This is a genomic window from Marisediminicola sp. LYQ85, assembly GCF_046600695.1.
Classification (GTDB): Bacteria; Actinomycetota; Actinomycetes; order Actinomycetales; family Microbacteriaceae; genus Marisediminicola.
This window is the reverse complement of record NZ_JBKIWO010000001.1, coordinates 1,212,787-1,230,090: the sequence shown is the minus strand read 5'-3', so window position 1 is coordinate 1,230,090 and position 17,304 is coordinate 1,212,787. Positions and strand designations below refer to the sequence as shown.

The 17,304-nt window shown below is 68.7% G+C and carries 17 protein-coding genes; 10 read left to right on the top strand and 7 right to left on the bottom strand.

What is annotated here, in order from left to right:
• The first annotated feature begins 60 nt into the window (after positions 1-60).
• Together infB and rbfA are read left to right on the top strand one after the other, a co-directional pair.
• Positions 61-2,742 carry a translation initiation factor IF-2 gene (infB, locus tag ACLHG5_RS05740; protein ID WP_411318080.1) on the top strand — a complete coding sequence of 894 codons (2,682 nt, stop codon included), beginning with the start codon at positions 61-63 and terminating at the stop codon, positions 2,740-2,742.
• Positions 2,743-2,898: 156 nt separating this feature from the next.
• The gene (gene rbfA / locus ACLHG5_RS05735; RefSeq protein ID WP_411315111.1) at positions 2,899-3,348 is read left to right on the top strand and encodes a 30S ribosome-binding factor RbfA; all 450 of its coding nucleotides are present in this window, start codon (positions 2,899-2,901) and stop codon (positions 3,346-3,348) included.
• A 96-nt stretch (positions 3,349-3,444) separates the two neighbouring features.
• Here the strand turns inward: rbfA and ACLHG5_RS05730 are convergent, their stop codons facing one another.
• On the bottom strand, positions 3,445-4,461 hold the full coding sequence (locus tag ACLHG5_RS05730; RefSeq protein ID WP_411318079.1) for an NADPH:quinone reductase: 1,017 nt from the start codon (positions 4,459-4,461) through the stop codon (positions 3,445-3,447).
• Between the two features lie 42 nt (positions 4,462-4,503).
• Positions 4,504-5,388: an A/G-specific adenine glycosylase gene (locus tag ACLHG5_RS05725; RefSeq protein ID WP_411315113.1), complete on the bottom strand. Its 885-nt coding sequence runs from the start codon at positions 5,386-5,388 to the stop codon at positions 4,504-4,506.
• 105 nt (positions 5,389-5,493) lie between these two features.
• Between ACLHG5_RS05725 and ACLHG5_RS05720 the strand changes: the two genes are divergently transcribed.
• Positions 5,494-6,021 (top strand): hypothetical protein, encoded by a 528-nt coding sequence (locus tag ACLHG5_RS05720; RefSeq protein ID WP_411315114.1) that lies wholly within the window; start codon positions 5,494-5,496, stop codon positions 6,019-6,021.
• On the opposite strand, the gene ACLHG5_RS05715 is transcribed toward ACLHG5_RS05720, so the two are convergent.
• The gene (locus tag ACLHG5_RS05715) at positions 5,988-7,004 is read right to left on the bottom strand and encodes a ketopantoate reductase family protein (RefSeq protein WP_411318078.1); all 1,017 of its coding nucleotides are present in this window, start codon (positions 7,002-7,004) and stop codon (positions 5,988-5,990) included. The two genes, ACLHG5_RS05720 and ACLHG5_RS05715, sit on opposite strands and share 34 nt — an antisense overlap.
• Before the next feature lie 122 nt (positions 7,005-7,126).
• Here ACLHG5_RS05715 and truB point away from each other — a divergent pair, with 122 nt between their 5' ends.
• Genes truB through ACLHG5_RS05695 form a run of 4 tightly spaced genes read left to right on the top strand, consistent with a single transcriptional unit; the run spans position 7,127 to position 9,885 of the window.
• Complete coding sequence (gene truB, locus ACLHG5_RS05710; protein WP_411318077.1) at positions 7,127-8,050, top strand: tRNA pseudouridine(55) synthase TruB; 924 nt, start codon at positions 7,127-7,129, stop codon at positions 8,048-8,050.
• Positions 8,047-8,415, top strand: a complete 369-nt coding sequence (locus ACLHG5_RS05705) for a hypothetical protein (protein ID WP_411315117.1) — start codon at positions 8,047-8,049, stop codon at positions 8,413-8,415. The genes truB and ACLHG5_RS05705 overlap by 4 nt, the downstream gene beginning before the upstream one ends.
• 55 nt (positions 8,416-8,470) lie before the next feature.
• On the top strand, positions 8,471-8,926 hold the full coding sequence (locus tag ACLHG5_RS05700) for a hypothetical protein (protein WP_411315118.1): 456 nt from the start codon (positions 8,471-8,473) through the stop codon (positions 8,924-8,926).
• On the top strand, positions 8,926-9,885 hold the full coding sequence (locus ACLHG5_RS05695; RefSeq protein ID WP_411318417.1) for a bifunctional riboflavin kinase/FAD synthetase: 960 nt from the start codon (positions 8,926-8,928) through the stop codon (positions 9,883-9,885). Before ACLHG5_RS05700 ends, ACLHG5_RS05695 begins: the two co-directional genes overlap by 1 nt.
• Here ACLHG5_RS05695 and ACLHG5_RS05690 read toward each other — a convergent pair.
• From ACLHG5_RS05690 to ACLHG5_RS05675, 4 genes are all read right to left on the bottom strand, one after another.
• A complete protein-coding gene (locus ACLHG5_RS05690; protein WP_411316292.1) occupies positions 9,882-10,334 on the bottom strand; it encodes a globin in 453 nt (150 codons plus the stop codon). The genes ACLHG5_RS05695 and ACLHG5_RS05690 overlap by 4 nt on opposite strands.
• Before the next feature lie 59 nt (positions 10,335-10,393).
• A complete protein-coding gene (locus ACLHG5_RS05685) occupies positions 10,394-11,482 on the bottom strand; it encodes a mechanosensitive ion channel family protein (RefSeq protein ID WP_411315119.1) in 1,089 nt (362 codons plus the stop codon).
• On the bottom strand, positions 11,479-14,046 hold the full coding sequence (gene pepN, locus ACLHG5_RS05680) for an aminopeptidase N (protein WP_411315120.1): 2,568 nt from the start codon (positions 14,044-14,046) through the stop codon (positions 11,479-11,481). The genes ACLHG5_RS05685 and pepN overlap by 4 nt, the downstream gene beginning before the upstream one ends.
• Before the next feature lie 66 nt (positions 14,047-14,112).
• Positions 14,113-14,916: a hypothetical protein gene (locus ACLHG5_RS05675; protein ID WP_411315121.1), complete on the bottom strand. Its 804-nt coding sequence runs from the start codon at positions 14,914-14,916 to the stop codon at positions 14,113-14,115.
• 118 nt (positions 14,917-15,034) lie between these two features.
• Between ACLHG5_RS05675 and ACLHG5_RS05670 the strand changes: the two genes are divergently transcribed.
• From ACLHG5_RS05670 to ACLHG5_RS05660, 3 genes are all read left to right on the top strand, one after another.
• Positions 15,035-15,679, top strand: a complete 645-nt coding sequence (locus ACLHG5_RS05670; protein WP_411315122.1) for a DsbA family protein — start codon at positions 15,035-15,037, stop codon at positions 15,677-15,679.
• Between the two features lie 102 nt (positions 15,680-15,781).
• Positions 15,782-16,267, top strand: coding sequence for a ribose-5-phosphate isomerase (locus ACLHG5_RS05665; protein WP_411315123.1), 486 nt, complete (start codon positions 15,782-15,784; stop codon positions 16,265-16,267).
• 4 nt (positions 16,268-16,271) lie between these two features.
• Positions 16,272-17,246 (top strand): Fpg/Nei family DNA glycosylase, encoded by a 975-nt coding sequence (locus ACLHG5_RS05660; RefSeq protein ID WP_411315124.1) that lies wholly within the window; start codon positions 16,272-16,274, stop codon positions 17,244-17,246.
• Positions 17,247-17,304: the final 58 nt, after the last annotated feature.

Here is a 17,304-nt window from a genome sequence, read left to right as displayed (position 1 = left end):
AGTCCCGTACTCGACTAATGCCTTCCTTCCTGTTCGGGAGAAGGCCCAGACAGGAGAATTGTGGCGAAACCACGCGTACACGAGATCGCAAGCGAACTCGGTATTGACAGCAAGAAGGCCCTTGAGAAGCTCAAGGAGATGGGCGAGTTCGTCAAAGGACCGTCGTCGAGCATCGAACCCCCCGTCGCGCGCAAGCTGAGGGCGGCCCTCGCCGCCGACGGCATCACGGCTCCGGAGAAGAAGCCCGAAGCGCCGGCGAAGGCCGCGGCACCGACCCCCCGCCCGGCACCCGCCCCCACTCCCGCACCCGCGGCAGCACCCGAGGCCGAGACACCCGCTGCTGCGGCGACGCCCGACGAGCCCGCCGCGGCTCCCGAGGCCCCGGCCGAGGCAGCGGCTCCCGCGTCACCGACCGGCGGAGACGCCTCGTCGTCCATCCCGCGCCCCGGCGCCCCGCGCCCCGGCAACAACCCGTTCGCGAGTGCCCAGGGGATGCAGCGCCCCGGCGCACCGCGTCCGGGCAACAACCCCTACGCGAGCGCGCAGGGCATGAACACGCGTCCGCCGAGCCCCAGCGGAATCCCGCGCCCGTCGGCACCGCGCCCCGGCGCACCGCGACCGGGCGGACCAGGACAGGGAGCACGCCCCGGCGGCTTCGGACAGCGCCCCGCTGCGGCCGGAGGACGTCCCGGCGGTCCCGGACGCCCCGCGGGTGGAGGATTCGCACGCCCCGGCGGCGCTCCGGGCGGAGGCTTCAGTGCCCCCCGCCCCGGCGGAGGCGGCGGCCGTGGCCGAGGTCCCGGCGGAGGAACCGCCGGTGCGTTCGGTCGCGGAGGCGGCAAGAGCAAGGCGCGCAAGTCGAAGCGCACGAAGAGAGCGGAATTCGAGCTCAGAGAAGCTCCGTCGCTCGGTGGCGTGAGTGTTCCCCGTGGCGACGGCAAGACTGTCGTGCGTATGCGCCGAGGCGCGTCGATCACCGACTTCGCCGACAAGATCGACACGAGCCCCGGAAACCTCGTGACCGTGCTGTTCCACCTCGGACAGATGGCCACGGCGACCGAGTCGCTCGACGAGGCGACGTTCGACATCCTCGGAGAAGAGCTCGGCTTCAAGATCGAGATGGTCTCGCCCGAAGACGAAGACCGCGAACTCCTCGCGGGCTTCGACCTCGACCTCGACCAGGAGCTCGAAGACGAAGACGACGACCTCCTCGAGGCGCGACCCCCCGTCGTCACCGTCATGGGTCACGTCGACCACGGAAAGACCCGACTGCTCGACGCGATCCGCAACGCGAACGTCGTCGCCGGCGAAGCGGGCGGCATCACGCAGCACATCGGTGCCTACCAGATCGTCACCGAGCACGAAGGCATCGAGCGACCGATCACCTTCATCGACACCCCGGGTCACGAGGCGTTCACCGCCATGCGAGCCCGAGGTGCACAGGTCACCGACATCGCGATCCTCGTGGTCGCGGCCGACGACGGGATCATGCCGCAGACGGTCGAGGCGCTGAACCACGCCCAAGCCGCCAACGTGCCCATCGTCGTCGCCGTCAACAAGGTCGACAAAGAGGGGGCGAACCCCGCGAAGGTGCGTCAGCAGCTCACCGAGTTCGGACTCGTCGCCGAAGAGTACGGCGGAGACACGATGTTCATCGACGTCTCGGCGCTCAACAAGATCGGAATCCCCGAGCTTCTCGACGCCGTGCTGCTCACCGCAGACGCCGGACTCGACATGCGCGCCAACCCCGACAAGGATGCGCGCGGTGTCGCCATCGAGGCCAAGCTCGACAAGGGCCGCGGTGCCGTCGCGACGGTGCTCATCCAGTCGGGAACCCTCGAGGTCGGAGACCCGATCGTCGCCGGAACGGCCTACGGCCGCGTTCGAGCGATGTTCGACGAGAACGGCGAGACCGTGAAATTCGCGACACCGGCACGCCCGGTCGCGGTGCTCGGACTCACGTCGGTTCCCCGCGCCGGCGACACGTTCCTCGTGACCGACGACGACCGCACCGCCCGCCAGATCGCCGAAAAGCGCGAAGCCGTGGAGCGCAACGCTCTGCTGGCCCGCAGCCGCAAGCGCATCAGCCTCGAGGACTTCACCAAGGCCCTCGAAGACGGCAAAGTCGACTCGCTCAACCTCATCATCAAGGGTGACGTCTCCGGTGCCGTCGAGGCACTCGAAGAGTCGCTGCTCAAGATCGAGGTCGACGAGTCGGTTCAGCTCCGCATCATCCACCGCGGAGTGGGAGCCGTCACCGAGAGCGATGTCAACCTCGCAACGGTCGACAACGCGATCATCATCGGGTTCAACGTGCGCCCCGACACGAAGGCTCGCGAGCGGGCTGCTCGCGAAGGTGTCGACGTGCGGTTCTACTCGGTCATCTACGCGGCACTCGAAGACATCGAGAACTCCCTCAAGGGCATGCTCAAGCCGGAGTTCGAAGAGGTCCAGTCTGGCGTCGCCGAGATCCGCGAGATCTTCCGCTCCTCCAAGGTCGGAAACATCGCGGGAGTCATCGTGCGCTCGGGAACCATCACGAGGAACGCCAAGGCGCGCGTCATCCGCGAGGGAGTCGTCGTCGGCGACAACCTCACGATCGACTCGCTCCGCCGGTTCAAAGACGACGTCACCGAGGTGCGCACGGACTACGAAGCCGGAATCGGCCTCGGCAAGTTCAACGACATCCAGATCGGCGACGAGATCGAGACGATCGAAATGAAGGAGAAGCCGCGGGTCTAGTGCCCCGGCTCCGGCCGACGGAGGGGCCCCGAGAACGGGACCCCCAAGACCCCGACTCTCGGGGCCCCTCCGTCGGCCTCCGCCTCGCGACGCTCGACGCCGCGGGGAGCAGAGAATACAGAGCGCCATCGGTGCTCGTACATGAGGAGTATTGACATGGTGGATCCCACCAGGGCACGGAAGATGGCCGACACCATCAAGGTCATCGTCGCCAAGAAGCTCGAGCGTGGACTCAAGGACCCGCGACTCGGATTCGTGACCATCACCGACGTCAAAGTGACCGGCGACCTCCAGCACGCGAGCGTCTTCTACACGGTCTACGGGTCCGACGAGGAGCGCGCCGACTCGGCTGCCGCCCTCAAGTCGGCGACGGGAATGCTGCGGAGCGAAGTCGGCAAGAACCTGACCTCGAGGCTCACGCCGTCGCTCGAATTCATCGCCGACGCGGTGCCCGAGAACGCGAAACACATCGAGGAACTGCTCGCCGAGGCCACCAAGCGCGACCTCGAGGTCGAGCGCCTGAAGGCGCAAGCGAGTTACGCGGGCGACGAAGACCCGTACATCAAGCCTCGGACGATCGACGAGGAGACTCGCGACGACCGATAGCGCGACGCCGAGTCGCGCCGACGGTCAGAACGAGAGAAGCACGAGCGGAGGATTCCGCTCGTGCTTCTCTCGTCGGTCGATGCTCGTGCGCCGTCGTCAGTCGATGTCGATGAGCACTTTGCCGACGGTGTCGTTCTCGACCGCGTCGTGGGCTCCCGCGGTGTCGGCGAGGGCGAACCTCGTGAGGGGGAGGCCGCTCGCGACTCCGACAGGCAGGGCGTCGTCGCGGAGGGCCGCCGTGATGTCGTCGGTCGCGGCGTCGAGGGCATCCTGGCCCACGGTGTAGACGAGGATGAACTGCACGCGCACGTTCTGCGCCATGAGCGGGCCGATGTCGACCGTCAGCTCGCTCCCGCCGTTGTTCGCGTAGATCGCGAGCGTTCCGCGCGTGCGCAACACGGCGAGGTCGAGCCCGATGTTGGGCACGACCGCGACCTCGACGACGAGGTCGACCCCGTCGGGTGCGATCGCGCGGATCTGGTCGACGGCGTCGCTGTCGCGGTAGTTGACGACGTGGTGGGCACCCGCCGACCGCGCGAGGGTCGCCTTCTCGTCGGAGCTCACGGTCGTGATGACGGTCGCACCCGCCCACCGCGCGAGTTGGATGGCCGCGTGACCCACGGCACCCGCGCCACCCGCGACGAGGACGATCGTGTCAGCGAGGGCGCCGGGGGAGAGCCGCGACGGGCCGTCCTCGCTCACCGTGAGCGCGCGGTGCGCTGTGATGGCGGGGACACCGAGACTCGCCGCGACGTCGAACGACGCTCCGTCGGGCAGTTTGACCACGCGGGACACGGGCTGCACCGTGAACTCGGCGGCGGTGCCGTGGGGGCGCTGGTCGGCGGCGAGGTAGACCCACACGCGGTCGCCCGCCGCGAAGTCGATGACATCGGGTCCGACGGCGTCGACGACACCCGCGCCGTCGAGGTTGGGGGTCACCTCGGCGAAGGGGAGTTCACCGCGGCCTCCGCGACGACTCTTCCAGTCGGTCGGGTTGACGCCCGAGACGCTCAGGCGCACGCGCACTTCGCCCCCGCCGGGCGTCGGAGTCTCGCGGTCGGCGAGCTGGAGCACCGACGAGTCGCCGGTCGTGGAGTAGATGATCGTCTTCATGGTCGGCCCAACCGGATCGAGGGTGGGGCTATTCCCCTCCGATCACGACGGCAGAGCGAGAGTACCGTTCGAGCGGACCACGAGGCCGTCGGCGACGAGACCCGCCGTCGCGCGCGCGAGCTGCTCCTCGTCATGCCACACCGTGCGCACGGCACTCTCGTCGACCGGATGATCGCTCGACCGGAGTGCCTGGAGCACGAGCCCGCGCACGTGCCGATCCGACCCTGCGAACGACTTCTGCGCGGGCGCGCGCACGCCCTCGAAGGCCGGGAACCCCGCGGCGCGCCACGCGCACGACTCGGCGATCGGGCACGCCCCGCACCGGGGAGCGCGCGCCGTGCACACGACGGCCCCGAGTTCCATCGTCGCGGCGTTGAACACGCGCGCCTCGGCGTCGTCGGCCGGGAGCATCGCGCTCATCGCCGCGAGGTCGCGCCGAGTGGACGGGGCGCCCGCCTCGGCGACGCCCGCGACGGCGCGAGCGAGCACCCGCCGCACGTTCGTGTCGACCACGGGGTGTCGCAGTCCGAAGGCGAAGACCGCGACGGCTCGCGCGGTGTAATCGCCGATCCCCGGGAGAGCGAGGAGCTCATCGACATCCGACGGCACGACGCCGTCGTGGCGTTCCACGATCGCGATCGCCGCGCGGTGCAGGTTGAGGGCGCGACGCGGATACCCGAGTCTGTCCCAGGCGCGCACGACGTCTCCCGCGGTCGCGTCGGCGAGGTGTGCGGGGGTGGGCCAGCGCTCGAGGAACATCTCGAGTCGCGGGATGACGCGCACGACGGGCGTCTGCTGCAGCATGATCTCGCTCACGAGGATGCCCCACGGGGAGACCCCCTCCCGTCTCCACGGCAGGTCGCGCGCGTGCTCCGTGAACCACGCGCCGAGCGCCGGGGGGATATCGGCCGGATTCGTCGAGGTCACCGCTCTACAGTAGGCACCCCGCAGTGAGCGTTCCGCCGTCGGATGCAGTGCAAGCGGTTCGCGCTTCGAGGTTGCGCTTCAGGGCGCCCTGCTTAGGCTCGAGCCATGACGAGATGGCAACCGGCGAAAGCAGACACCCTCGCAGCGATCGTGACCGAGATCCTGCACAACTACGGCACCGGGCGAGCGATCGTCGCCGTCGACGCGGCCGACGGCGCCCTCTCCGCGAATTTCGCCACCGACCTCGCCGAGGCGTTCGCCGCGAGGCCGCACGCGGTCGAGCGCGCCACCTTCGCCCCGGCGAATTCGGACGGCACGCCGCGGCGCCCGTCGAGTGACGACGCCGCGCTCTTCGGCGAGACCGTCGTCGCACCGTTCCGCCGAGCCTCGACCTCACCGGCCGTGCTCGTGGTCGACGGGTCGTTCGTGCTCGATCCCGCCGTTCGAGCAAAGTGGAACTTCGCGATCTGGCTCGACGGTCCCGCCTCGTCGACCGACGGGCACGATGGCAGCGGCCCGGCCGAAGCCCTGGCGTCCTACCTCGTCGAGGCACGACCGCGCGCGTCAGCGGTCGCCATCGTCGACGTGAGCGACCCCGATCATCCGCGCCGGGTCTTCGCCGACACCTGCTGAACCGCGGCCACGACGGCAGAGGGGTCGAGAAAGCGCCCCGTGCGTTCGACCGAGTGCACGAGATCGAGGAGCACGGTGTTGACCGGCGCGTCGACGCGCGCGGCGCGAGCCTCGGAGACGACGGCGCCGTTGAGATAGTCGATCTCGCTGAGGTGGCCGCGACTGATGCTCTGCAGGGTCGAACCCAGATTGGGCACGTCGCCCATGCGCTTCGCCATGGCGAGGGGCAGGAAGCCCGAGAGCGCCGCCGGGAGCGCCGCGAACACCGAGATCGCGAGGGGCGTGAGCCCGGACATCGACGTGAACCGGATGCCCGCGGCTCGCGCGACGGCCACCGTCTCGCGCATGCTCGCCACGAGCACGCGCCGCAACGCCCGGTGCCGAATGGTGTCTTGCACGCTCGAGCCCGTGATCGCGGGCAGGGCATTGACCTGGTTGATGAGCAGTTTCGTCCACTGCGCACCGCGGAAGTCGTCGACGATCGTCGTGGGGATGACCGGGTCGAGCACGCGAGCGGCGAAGTGCGACGCGATGTGGGTCGACGACTCGTCGCCGATGCTGAGCGAACCGGGCGCGGTCACCGCGACCGCGCCCGGTTCGAGGTGGGATGCCGCGAACAGGGCGAGTGCCCCGACGAGGTCGGATCGGGGCACGACCGTCGCGAGCGACCGCACCGACTCGAGTCCGTTCTGGGCGACGACGACGGGCACCCCGTCGATGCGGGCGGCGGACGCGGCGACCGCGTCGATCGCATCGGTCGCTTTCGTCGCGACGATCACGAGGTCGGGGGTCTGGTCGACGGCGGCGGAGACCTCGACGCGCGCGATGTGGTCGCCCCAGGCGCCCGTGAGGCGCAACCCGTGGGCTCGCATCGCCGCGGCGTGGGCTCCGCGTGCGGTGACCGCCACGTCGTGGCCCGCACGGTCGAGGAGTGCCGCGAGAGTCCCCCCGACGGCTCCCGCCCCGATCACCGCGATCCGCATGGACTCGAGCATAGGTCGGCGCCCGCCGTCGCGGCGGCCCGACGGTGCTGGCGCGACGCCGCCGGCCGGGTGGGGCCGGGGGAGTGCGGGGCGAGCACGGTGTGACGGCATACCCTTAACGGGTGCAGAAGCAAAACCCCGAGTCCGTGACGAGATCGAGCGGCATCCTGCTCGTCGACAAGGCCGAGGGCCTCACGAGCCACGATGTCGTGGCTCGCACCCGCAAACTCGCGCAGACCCGCAAGGTCGGCCACGCGGGCACCCTCGACCCGATGGCGACGGGCCTGCTCGTGCTCGGTCTCAACAGCTCCACGCGACTCCTGACCTTTCTCGTCGGCCTCGACAAGGAGTACTTCGCGACCATTCGACTCGGTGCCTCGACGTCGACCGATGACCGAGAGGGCGACGTCGTGAGCACGGCGCCCGCCCACGAGGTCGACGCGGTCACGGCAGAGCGCATCGCCGAGGAGGTCGGCGCGTTGAGGGGCCCCATCGAGCAGCGTCCGAGCAGCGTCAGCGCGATCAAGGTCGATGGCAAGCGCGCGTACGCGCGAGTGCGCGACGGCGAGGAGGTCGAGCTCGCGACCCGACCCGTGACCGTGAGTGCGTTCGAGGTGCTCGACGAGCGCCGCGAGAGCGGAGTGATCGAGCTCGACGTGCGTATCGAGTGTTCGAGCGGAACCTACGTGCGGGCTCTCGCGCGAGACCTGGGCGAGGCACTCGGAACCGGCGGCCACCTCACGGCCCTGCGCAGGTCACGAGTGGGGCCGTTCGGTGTCGCCGAAGCGCGCACTCTCGAGGATGTCGTCGTCGCCGACAGCATCCTGGCCCCCGCGGATGTCGCGACCGCCCTCTTCGACTCGATCGCCCTCGACGCCCAGCAGGTCGTCGACCTCACCCACGGCAAGAGGATCGCCGTCGAGACCGCCGACGGTCAGCCCTACGCCGCTCTCGCTCCCGATGGCCGACTCGTCGGGCTCCTCGAGGTCGCGAACGGGCGCGCGAAACCCATCGTCAACTTCCCGACCGACGAGGTGACGTCGTGATCGAGTGGTTCACCGTCGCCCAGGCCGCCTTCGCCGTCGCGGCGGGGCTCCTGTGTCTCGTGCTCGGTCTCGCCAAACGCACTCCCGCCGACCTGACCCTCGGCGTGACACTGCTCGTCGAGCTGCTTCTCGTCGTGCAACTCGTCGTCGCCCTCTTCGCGCCACTCGCCGGCAACACGGCCACGGGGAGCGTGCTCGAGTTCTACGTCTACCTCATCTCGGCCCTGCTCCTGCCGCCGCTCGCAGTCTTCTGGGCGCTCGTCGAACGCAACCGCTGGAGCACCGTGATCCTCGGGGTCACGAATCTCGCGATCGCGGTCATGGTCTATCGCATGAACGAGATCTGGTTCGTGCAGGGCGCGTGAGCCGTGAGGGGCGTTCCGCCGTCTCGGGCCCGGTCGGTGCCCTAATCTGGACATGATGACCGAATCGACTCCACCCCGCGCGCTCGGAATCGGGCGAGTCCTCATCGTCGTATACGGAATCCTCGCCCTCGCGGCGACCGGGCGGTCGGTGTTCCAGATCCTGACGAAGTTCGGCGACGCTCCCGTCGCCTACTCGCTCTCGGCTCTCGCGGCGGTCGTCTACATCCTCGCGACCGTCGCGCTCGTGGTTCCCGGCGACCGCTGGTACCGCGTCGCGCTCGCGACGATCGGGTTCGAGCTCGTCGGCGTCATCGTCGTCGGGGTGCTGAGCATCTTCGACCCCGTGCTGTTCCCCGACGACACCGTGTGGTCGCGCTTCGGGCAGGGGTACCTCTTCATCCCGCTCGTGCTGCCCGTGCTCGGACTCCTGTGGCTCCGCAGGCGCCGGCGGAACGGCTCGGCGGGAGTGTCGACTCCCGACGGCGGCGCACCCGCGGCGCGCCGGTCGTGATGCGCTTCTTCCCGGCGCTCGACGAGGTTCCCGCGGGTTTCGGGCCGAGCGCGGTCACCTTCGGCAAATTCGACGGGCTCCACGTCGGTCATCGCGCGATCGTCGATACCCTCACGGCCGCGGCGAGGGCGCGTTCCCTCACCTCGACCGTCGTGACCTTCGACCGCAACCCCCTGAGCCTGCTCGCTCCCGAACGCAATCCGCGGAGCCTCGTCTCGTCGCGACGCAAAGTCGAGCTCTTCGACGACGCCGGGGTCGATGCGATGGTGCAGTTGCGCTTCGACCTCGCGTTCAGCCGAATGCCCGCCGACGACTTCATCCGCACCGTTCTCGTCGACGCCCTCGATGCGCGTGTCGTGCTCGTCGGGCCGGGGACGAGGTTCGGTGCGGGCGGTCGTGGCACCTTCGACACGCTCGTGGAGGCCGCGCGCACGATGGGCTTCGACGTCGAGCGCCTCGACCCCGTCGGCGAGGGCAGCGAACCGGTGTCGTCGACACGCATCCGGGGAGCGCTCGACCGCGGGGAGATCACCGATGCTGCACGATGGCTCGGCCGGCTCCCCTCGGTGCGGGGCATCGTCGTGCACGGCCAGAAGCGCGGGCGCAAACTGGGCTACCCGACCGCCAACCTCTCGCCCGATCTCGAGGGGTTCATCCCCGCCGACGGGGTGTACGCCGGCTACCTCTCGGTCGCGGGCGAACGCCTACCCGCCGCTATCTCGATCGGCAACAACCCGACGTTCGAGGGGGTGCCGCAGCGCCAGGTCGAGGCTCACGTGCTCGATGCCGACCTGGACCTCTACGACCTGGAGGTCGAGGTGGAGTTCGTCGATCGGATCCGCGGCATGGAGAAGTTCGATTCCCTCCCGGCCCTCATCACCCAGATGGACAACGACACCGTGAGGGTCAGGGCCGCGCTCGCCTCACACGGTGGCGGATCGGTCCCCGGCCGCTCCTAGTCGTCGAAAGTGTTGACCATCGCGTGGGCGGCGCGTTCGAGATAGTCCCACAGCGTCGCGTCGTCGAGAGGCGACAGTTCGAGGGAGTCGACGGCCGCACGCATGTGCAGGAGCCAGCGGTCGCGCGCGTCGGGATTGATCTTGAACGGCTGGTGACGCATGCGCAACCGCGGGTGACCGCGTTGCTCGCTGTAGGTGCCCGGCCCGCCCCAGTACTGTTCGAGGAACCCCGTGAGGCGCTGCACGGCTCCCTCGAGGTCGTCTTCGGGATACATCGGCAGGAGCACGGGGTCGGAACCGACCCCCTCGTAGAACCGGCGCACGAGCGCTTCGAAGGTCTCTCGGCCGCCGACCTTCGACCAGAACGACTGGCCGAGTCCGGCGCCGGCGTTCGGGTCTCCCGCGCCTGGTCCTCCCGTGCCTGGTCCTCCCGTGTTCGGGGCCCGCAGCACGAGGGGAGCGGGAGGCACGCCGGCTGTCGGCGTGAGGGGAAGATCGCGAGGGTCGGTCACTGCTGCGGCTTTCGCGTCGGAGTCTTGCGCACGGGCTTGGTCGCCGGTTGCGGGTCGGGCGCGTCTGCGGTCTGCCGAGGGCTGCGGGACTCGGTGAGGGGTGCGCTCGGGGGCGAGTCGATGACCATGCGATTGAGGGCCGGGAGATCGACCCCGAGGTCGTCGAGACCGAGCTTGAGTCGCAATCGCAGCTCGCGCGCGACGTCCCACTGGTCGGCGGGCCGCACCTTGACGACGAGACGGATGACGAGGGCCTCGGCCGAGAGGGTTTCGATGCCCCAGATCTCGGGGGCTTCGAGCACCTTCTTGCGCCACTGAACACTCTCGGTCATCGTCACGGCCGTTTTCAGGAGCGACGCTTGCACGGCCGAGACATCGGAGTGATAGGGCGTCGGAACGTCGATGATCACGCGAGCCCAGCCCTGTGACTTGTTGCCGACGCGGAGGATCTCGCCGTTGCGCACGAACCACAGGGTGCCGTTGACATCGCGCACGGTCGTGACGCGGATGCCGACGGTCTCGACGGTGCCCGAGGCTTCTCCGAGATCAACGACGTCTCCGACGCCGACCTGGTCCTCGGCGACCATGAACAACCCGTTGAGCACGTCTTTGACGATGTTCTGAGCGCCGAAACCGAGGCCTGCACCGAGCGCGGCGGTGATGAGCGCGAACGAACCGATGATGTTCGGGTCGATCGCCGTGACGATGAGCAAAAGCGCGACGATGACGATGACGACCGTCACGACGTTGTTGAGCACCGTGCCGAGCGTGCGCGTGCGCTGCACGACGCGGACCGCCGCGAGCGGCGACGTCGTGAGCGCCTGGGTGTCGTCGACATTCTGACGCTTCTTCACCCCCGATACCACTTGCGTCACGACGCGACGGATCACGAAGTGGAGGATCACGCGCATGAGGATCGCGCCGACGATGATGCCGATGATGGTGATCGGCATCTGGAAGAGCTCGAGGAACTCTCCCACGCCCGCCCATAAAGCCGTCCAGTCGAACGGTTGGGTTTCGGGCTCGACGGCGCCGGCCACCGCGCTGCGCGCAGCGCCGCCGATCACGGAGACGACGTCTGTCATCCAGCATCCTTCGCTTGAACCACCAGGGCGCGTTCGACACCGGCGAGATTCTCGATCACGAGTCGTCGCAGTGCCGGCGTGTCGGGGTTCGCGTCGAGCCAGCCTTTCGTCGCGTCGCGCAGTTCCGCGCTCGCGAGGAGGGTCGGGTAGAGACCGACGACGATGGCCTCCGCGATCGCGTGCGAGCGCGAGTGCCACACCGTGGTGATGGTCGCGAAATAGCGCTCGACGAGAGCCTCGAACACGGCGGGGTCGTTGGCGTGCTGGAAGCCCACGGTCGTCTGCCGCACGATCGCGTTCGGCAGCTCGTCGGTGTCGACGAGAGAGGAGAAGGCGTCCGACTTGCCCTCGACGGTCGGAATGGCGGCGATCGCGCGAGCGGCGGCCTGCTGACCGTTCGCCGTGTTGTCGAAAGCGAGCGCGGCCTCGACGTCGAGTCGACCGGCGGCGCCGTTGAGCACGAGCGATTCGAGAAGCTCCCACGCGAGGTCGGTGTCGACGAGCAGCCCGTCGAGAGTCGCGGTGCCGTCACGCAGTGCCCGGATGGCCTCGACGTGTTCGGGCGTGCTCGCGATGTTGGCGAAGAACTTCACGAACTGGAACTGCGCATCCGAACCCGGGGTGGCGGCGCGCGCGAGCTCCCAGAGCCGGTCGCCGACGGTCGCGAGAGTCTGCACTCGCGCCTCGGGGGCGACATAGACGCGCGCGACGGTCGCGAGTTGGGTGAGGGTCGTGCGAATGGTCGTCGACTCGGTCTCGGTCTCGATGTTGCCGAGCACGAGGCGCACGTAGTCGCGTGCCGGTGTCTCACCGTCGCGCGTCGCATCCCACGCCGCGCCCCACACGATCGCGCGAGCGAGAGGGTCGGAGATCGACGAGAGGTGATCGATCGCGGTGGCGAGCGACACCTCGTCGAGTCTCACCTTCGCATAGGCGAGGTCGTCGTCGTTGAGCAGCACGAGAGCCGGGCGGGCGAGCCCCCCGAGTTCCGCGACCTCGGTGCGTTCGCCGTCGACATCCAGTTCGACACGGTGCGTGCGCTCGAGAGCGCCGGAGCCGTCGCTCGCGAAGTCGTAGAACCCCACGGCGAGCCGGTGCGGGCGGATGGTCGGATAGTCGTCGGGTGCGGACTGCGCGATCGCGAACGACGTGATGGTTCCGTCGTCGCCGACCTCGAGCTCGGTGCGGAGGGTGTTGACGCCCGCGGTTTCGAGCCAGAGCGCAGCCCACCCGGAGAGGTCGCGGCCGCTCGTGGTCTCGAGCTCGGCGAGGAGGTCACCCAGCTCGGTGTTGCCGTAGGCGTGCTTCTGGAAGTAGGCCGCGACGCCCGCGTAGAAGGCGTCGATCCCGACCCACGCGACGAGCTGCTTGAGAACCGAGCCGCCCTTGGCGTAGGTGATGCCGTCGAAGTTCACCTGCACGTCTTCGAGGTCGTTGATCGTCGCGAAGACGGGGTGGGTCGACGGCAGCTGGTCTTGGCGGTACGCCCAACTCTTCTCCATCGCCTGGAACGTCGTCCAGGCCTCGGTCCACTCGGTCGCCTCGGCGGTCGCGATCGTCGAGGCCCATTCGGCGAACGACTCGTTGAGCCACAGGTCGTTCCACCACTTCATGGTCACGAGGTCGCCGAACCACATGTGGGCGAGCTCGTGCAGGATCGTCACGACGCGGCGCTCGCGCACGGCATCGGTGACCTTGCTGCGGAACACGTAGGTCTCGGTGAAGGTCACGGCGCCCGCGTTCTCCATCGCGCCGGCGTTGAACTCCGGCACGAAGAGCTGGTCGTACTTCTCGAAGGGGTAGGGGTAGGCGAACTTCTCCTCGAAGTAGGCGAAGCCCTGGCGGGTCTTCTCGAAGATGTAGTCGGCATCGAGGTACTGGTGCAGAGACTTGCGCACGAACAGGCCGAGGGGGATCTCACGCCCGTCGCTGCTCACGAGCGAGCTGCGTGTGACCTCGTACGGCCCCGCGACGATCGCCGTGACGTAGCTCGAGAGCACGGGGGTGGGGGCGAATCGCCAGACCGCGGAGGCCACGGAACCGTCCTGCGTCGTGAGGGTCTCGGGCTCGGGGGTCGGGGAGTTGCTCACGACCTGCCACGTCGCGGGCGCCGTGACGGTGAAGGCGAACGTGGCCTTGAGGTCGGGCTGCTCGAAGACAGCGAAGACCCGGCGGGAATCCGGCACTTCGAACTGCGAGTAGAGATAGACCTCACCGTCGACGGGGTCGACGAAGCGGTGGAGGCCCTCTCCCGTGTTGGTGTATTCGGCATCGGAGACGACAGTGAGGGTGTTCTCGTCGTCGAGGTCGTCGAGCCGGATGCGAACCCCGTCGCTCACGACGGCCGGGTCGAGCTCTCGCCCGTTGAGGGTCACCGAGTGCACGGTGCGAGTGAGCGCATCGATGAAGGTCGAACCGCCGGCGGTGGCGGAGAACGAGACCGTCGTCGTGCTGCGGAAGGTCTCGGTGTCGGTCGTCAGATCGAGCGCGATGTCGTAGCTGCGCACATCCACGAGAGCTTTGCGTTCCTGGGCCTCGACTCGAGTGAGGTTCTCTCCTGGCACCGTGTTCTCCTTCGGGTAATCGACGGCATCGAGCCGCCCGACCACCCTAACGAACGGGAACCGGTGCTACGCGTGAGTCAGGAAGCCGTGCCAGACGGGCCTCTCCGACCCACGTGCGGGAGTGCCCGCGGATGACCCGGCGCTCTCCGGTCCCGCGGAATCGACGATCTCGCGGCACGCCGTGATCGTGTCCTCGAGCAGCAGTCGCAAGCGTGAGTCGGAATCGTCGACGCACGCTTCGGCTATCGATGCCACGGCGAGGCTGACCATGGCCCCGTACATGAAGTCGAACGATTGCGACGACCACGTTCTCGTCGCCGCGAGCTGAGCTCGAGCCCACGCGTCGGCGAGGGGCACGGCGGCGAGTGCGGAGCGCACGAGCTCGCGGATCGCGGTGGCCCCCGCGGGGTCGACTGCGGCGAGGCGCGCGTGCCCGCGGATGAGTCCGACGGCGAGGGCTCGCTGACGCGACTCGCTCGCGATCGCGAGTGCGGCGGCGCCGGCGCGCACGGCGACGTCGAGCTCGATCCGCTCGTAGGCGCGGGGGCCCGTGGTGACGACCCCGATCACACTGGGGATGAGGGGAGCGAGCTTCGACCGGTTGGAGTCGCGTGTCCAGTCGTTGACCAGGCGCGCGAGGCCGGCGAGAGCGGGGTGGGTGCACGCGGGATGGTCGCTGAACTTCTCTCCCGCGAGATACGACGCGAACTCCATGAAGCATGCGCCGCGCTTGGCGTTGCGATGACGGCCGCGGGAGAGTTCGGGAACGCCGTCGGGGGATTGCGGCGGGTGAGGGTGGGTGGCGCTGTTCCGACGCTCCGCGCGAGCAGAGGCGCTGAACACCGAGAAACCGTTCGAGAGAGCAGACATGTTGCCTCCAGTCGCACCAGAGATGATCCTCTCTTCAGTGTGCGCTCGGGCGAGCGAGATCACCAGACCCAAAACAGTCCGATCCAGCAGCTGTCGCGGGCGCGGATAGGCTGGATTCATGACCGATACGCTCCCCGCATCCGACACGACCATCGACGGGTCGGCGACCTCCGTCGAGTTCTGGTTCGACCCGTCGTGCCCCTGGGCTTGGATGACCTCCCGTTTCGTCGACGAGGTGTCGAAGCATCGCGACCTCAGGGTCACCTGGAACATCATGAGCCTCGCCGTGCTCAACGAGAACAACGACGTCGACGACGCTCACCACGAGGTGCACGTTCGTGGCCTCGCGTACACGCGCCTCGTGACCGCGGCGAAGGAGCTTCACGGGCAACCGATGGTGAAGAAGCTCTACGACGCTCTCGGACAGCAGATCCATCTCGAGGGCAAGAAGGACGCTCACGAGGTTGTACGCGTCGCGCTCGCGGCCGCAGGCCTCCCCGACGACTTCGCGGCCTACAGCGAGTCGGACGAGTTCGACGAGCAGATGCGCGCCTCCCACTTCGAGGGCATCGGTCGCGTGGGCCAGGATGTCGGCACTCCGGTCATGGCTGTCGACGGTGTCGCGTTCTTCGGGCCCGTGATGTCCCCCGCGCCCCGGGGAGAGGACGCTCTCCGCGTGTGGGACGGCGTCGTCGCCGTCGCCTCCTACGACGGCTTCTTCGAGCTCAAGCGGTCTCGCACGGTCGGCCCGATCTTCGACTGACCGACGAACCCCGAGGCTCACGGGGCCGGACCCCCTCGCGGCCGGATCCGCGGGCTCCATCCGATCACCGACCGATCACCCTCTTCGAGAAAGCGCCTGCTCATGCGCATCCACATCGCCACCGACCACGCCGGGCTCGACTTCAGCCGGCACCTCACCGCGCACCTCGAGAGCGCCGGTCACGAGGTCGTCGACCACGGACCGACCTCCTACGACCCCCTCGATGACTATCCGAGTTTCTGCATCAACGCGGCGAAAGCCGTCGTCGCGGATAGGGGGCACGGTGTCGAGGCACTCGGTGTCGTGTTCGGTGGCTCGGGCAACGGCGAGCAGATCGCGGCGAACAAGGTCGTCGGGGCGAGGGCGGCTCTCGTGTGGAACCTCTCGACAGCACGACTCGCGCGCGAACACAACGACGCGAACGTCATCTCCATCGGGGCCAGGCAGCACACGATCGACGAGGCGACGAGCTTCATCGACGCCTTCGTCGCGCAGCCGTTCACCCGCGAGGAACGGCACGTGCGCCGGATCGCCCAGCTCGCCGAATACGAGACCACCGGCCTCATCGCCGGTCGATCGGTCGACTGAGACCATGCCCGAGGGTCACTCCGTCCACCGGATCGCACGGCAGTTCTCCACCCACTTCGTGGGGAAGCGCGTGGCCGTCTCGTCACCGCAGGGTCGCTTCGCGTCGGATGCCGCGAGGCTCGACGGTCACGAGATCGTCGACTCGATCGCCGTCGGCAAGCAACTCTTCCTCGAATTCGACCACGACCTCTGGTTGCGGGTGCACCTCGGCATCTACGGAGCCTGGGACTTCGCCGCCGATTCTGCGGCCGAACTCGAGCTGCCTCGCCCGATCGCGCGCGGGGCGGCCGCGGCATCGCGTCGCGATATCGTCGACGCCGCGGGTGAGGACTCAGCCGCGAGCATCGGCGCTCCGCGCACGGCGAGGCTGCGCATGGCGGAGCAGGAGAATCTGACACCCGACGACGCGGCCTTCCCTCCCGACCCTGTCGGAGCGGTTCGCGTCCGGCTTCTCGCCGACGACATCGTCGCCGACCTGCGCGGGCCCACGGCGTGCGAGGTTCAGGAGCCCGATCAGGTTCGCGCTCAGATCGCCAAGCTCGGTCCCGACCCTCTCGTCGAGCCGGGCAAGAAGGGCGAGAACAGGTTCACGGAGGCCGTTCTCAAGAAGGGCACCCCGATCGGGTTGCTGCTCATGGACCAGTCGGTCGTGAGCGGGATCGGCAACGTCTATCGCGCCGAGATGCTGTTCCGCGCTCGGCTCGACCCGCATCGGCGAGGCAAGGACCTCGACGAGGCGGTCGTGCGCGCCCTCTGGCGCGACTGGACGAAACTGCTGAAGTCAGGAGTCGAGGTCGGCCAGATGATGACGATGGACGGCCTCTCGAAGAAGCAGTACGCCGCGGCTCTGCGCAGCCGCGCGGATCGCCACTGGGTCTACCACCGCGAGGGTCTCCCGTGCCGCGTGTGCGGCACACCCATCCGCATGGAGATGGCTGCGGGGCGCAAGCTCTACTGGTGCCCGACCGATCAGGTCTGACTCGCGCGCGAACGGCATCGGCGTGCACGCCGGGGTCTGCTCGATCCAGCAGAATGAT

What these genes read in the sequence shown, in the direction of transcription:
- rbfA (WP_411315111.1), top strand. Translation starts at nt 2,899, where the DNA reads ATGGTGGATCCCACCAGGGCACGGAAGATGGCCGACACCATCAAGGTC.
- ACLHG5_RS05730 (WP_411318079.1), bottom strand. Translation starts at nt 4,461, where the DNA reads ATGAAGACGATCATCTACTCCACGACCGGCGACTCGTCGGTGCTCCAG.
- ACLHG5_RS05720 (WP_411315114.1), top strand. Translation starts at nt 5,494, where the DNA reads ATGACGAGATGGCAACCGGCGAAAGCAGACACCCTCGCAGCGATCGTG.
- ACLHG5_RS05715 (WP_411318078.1), bottom strand. Translation starts at nt 7,004, where the DNA reads ATGCGGATCGCGGTGATCGGGGCGGGAGCCGTCGGGGGGACTCTCGCG.
- ACLHG5_RS05700 (WP_411315118.1), top strand. Translation starts at nt 8,471, where the DNA reads ATGACCGAATCGACTCCACCCCGCGCGCTCGGAATCGGGCGAGTCCTC.
- ACLHG5_RS05695 (WP_411318417.1), top strand. Translation starts at nt 8,926, where the DNA reads ATGCGCTTCTTCCCGGCGCTCGACGAGGTTCCCGCGGGTTTCGGGCCG.
- ACLHG5_RS05685 (WP_411315119.1), bottom strand. Translation starts at nt 11,482, where the DNA reads ATGACAGACGTCGTCTCCGTGATCGGCGGCGCTGCGCGCAGCGCGGTG.
- ACLHG5_RS05675 (WP_411315121.1), bottom strand. Translation starts at nt 14,916, where the DNA reads ATGTCTGCTCTCTCGAACGGTTTCTCGGTGTTCAGCGCCTCTGCTCGC.
- ACLHG5_RS05670 (WP_411315122.1), top strand. Translation starts at nt 15,035, where the DNA reads ATGACCGATACGCTCCCCGCATCCGACACGACCATCGACGGGTCGGCG.
- ACLHG5_RS05665 (WP_411315123.1), top strand. Translation starts at nt 15,782, where the DNA reads ATGCGCATCCACATCGCCACCGACCACGCCGGGCTCGACTTCAGCCGG.
- ACLHG5_RS05660 (WP_411315124.1), top strand. Translation starts at nt 16,272, where the DNA reads ATGCCCGAGGGTCACTCCGTCCACCGGATCGCACGGCAGTTCTCCACC.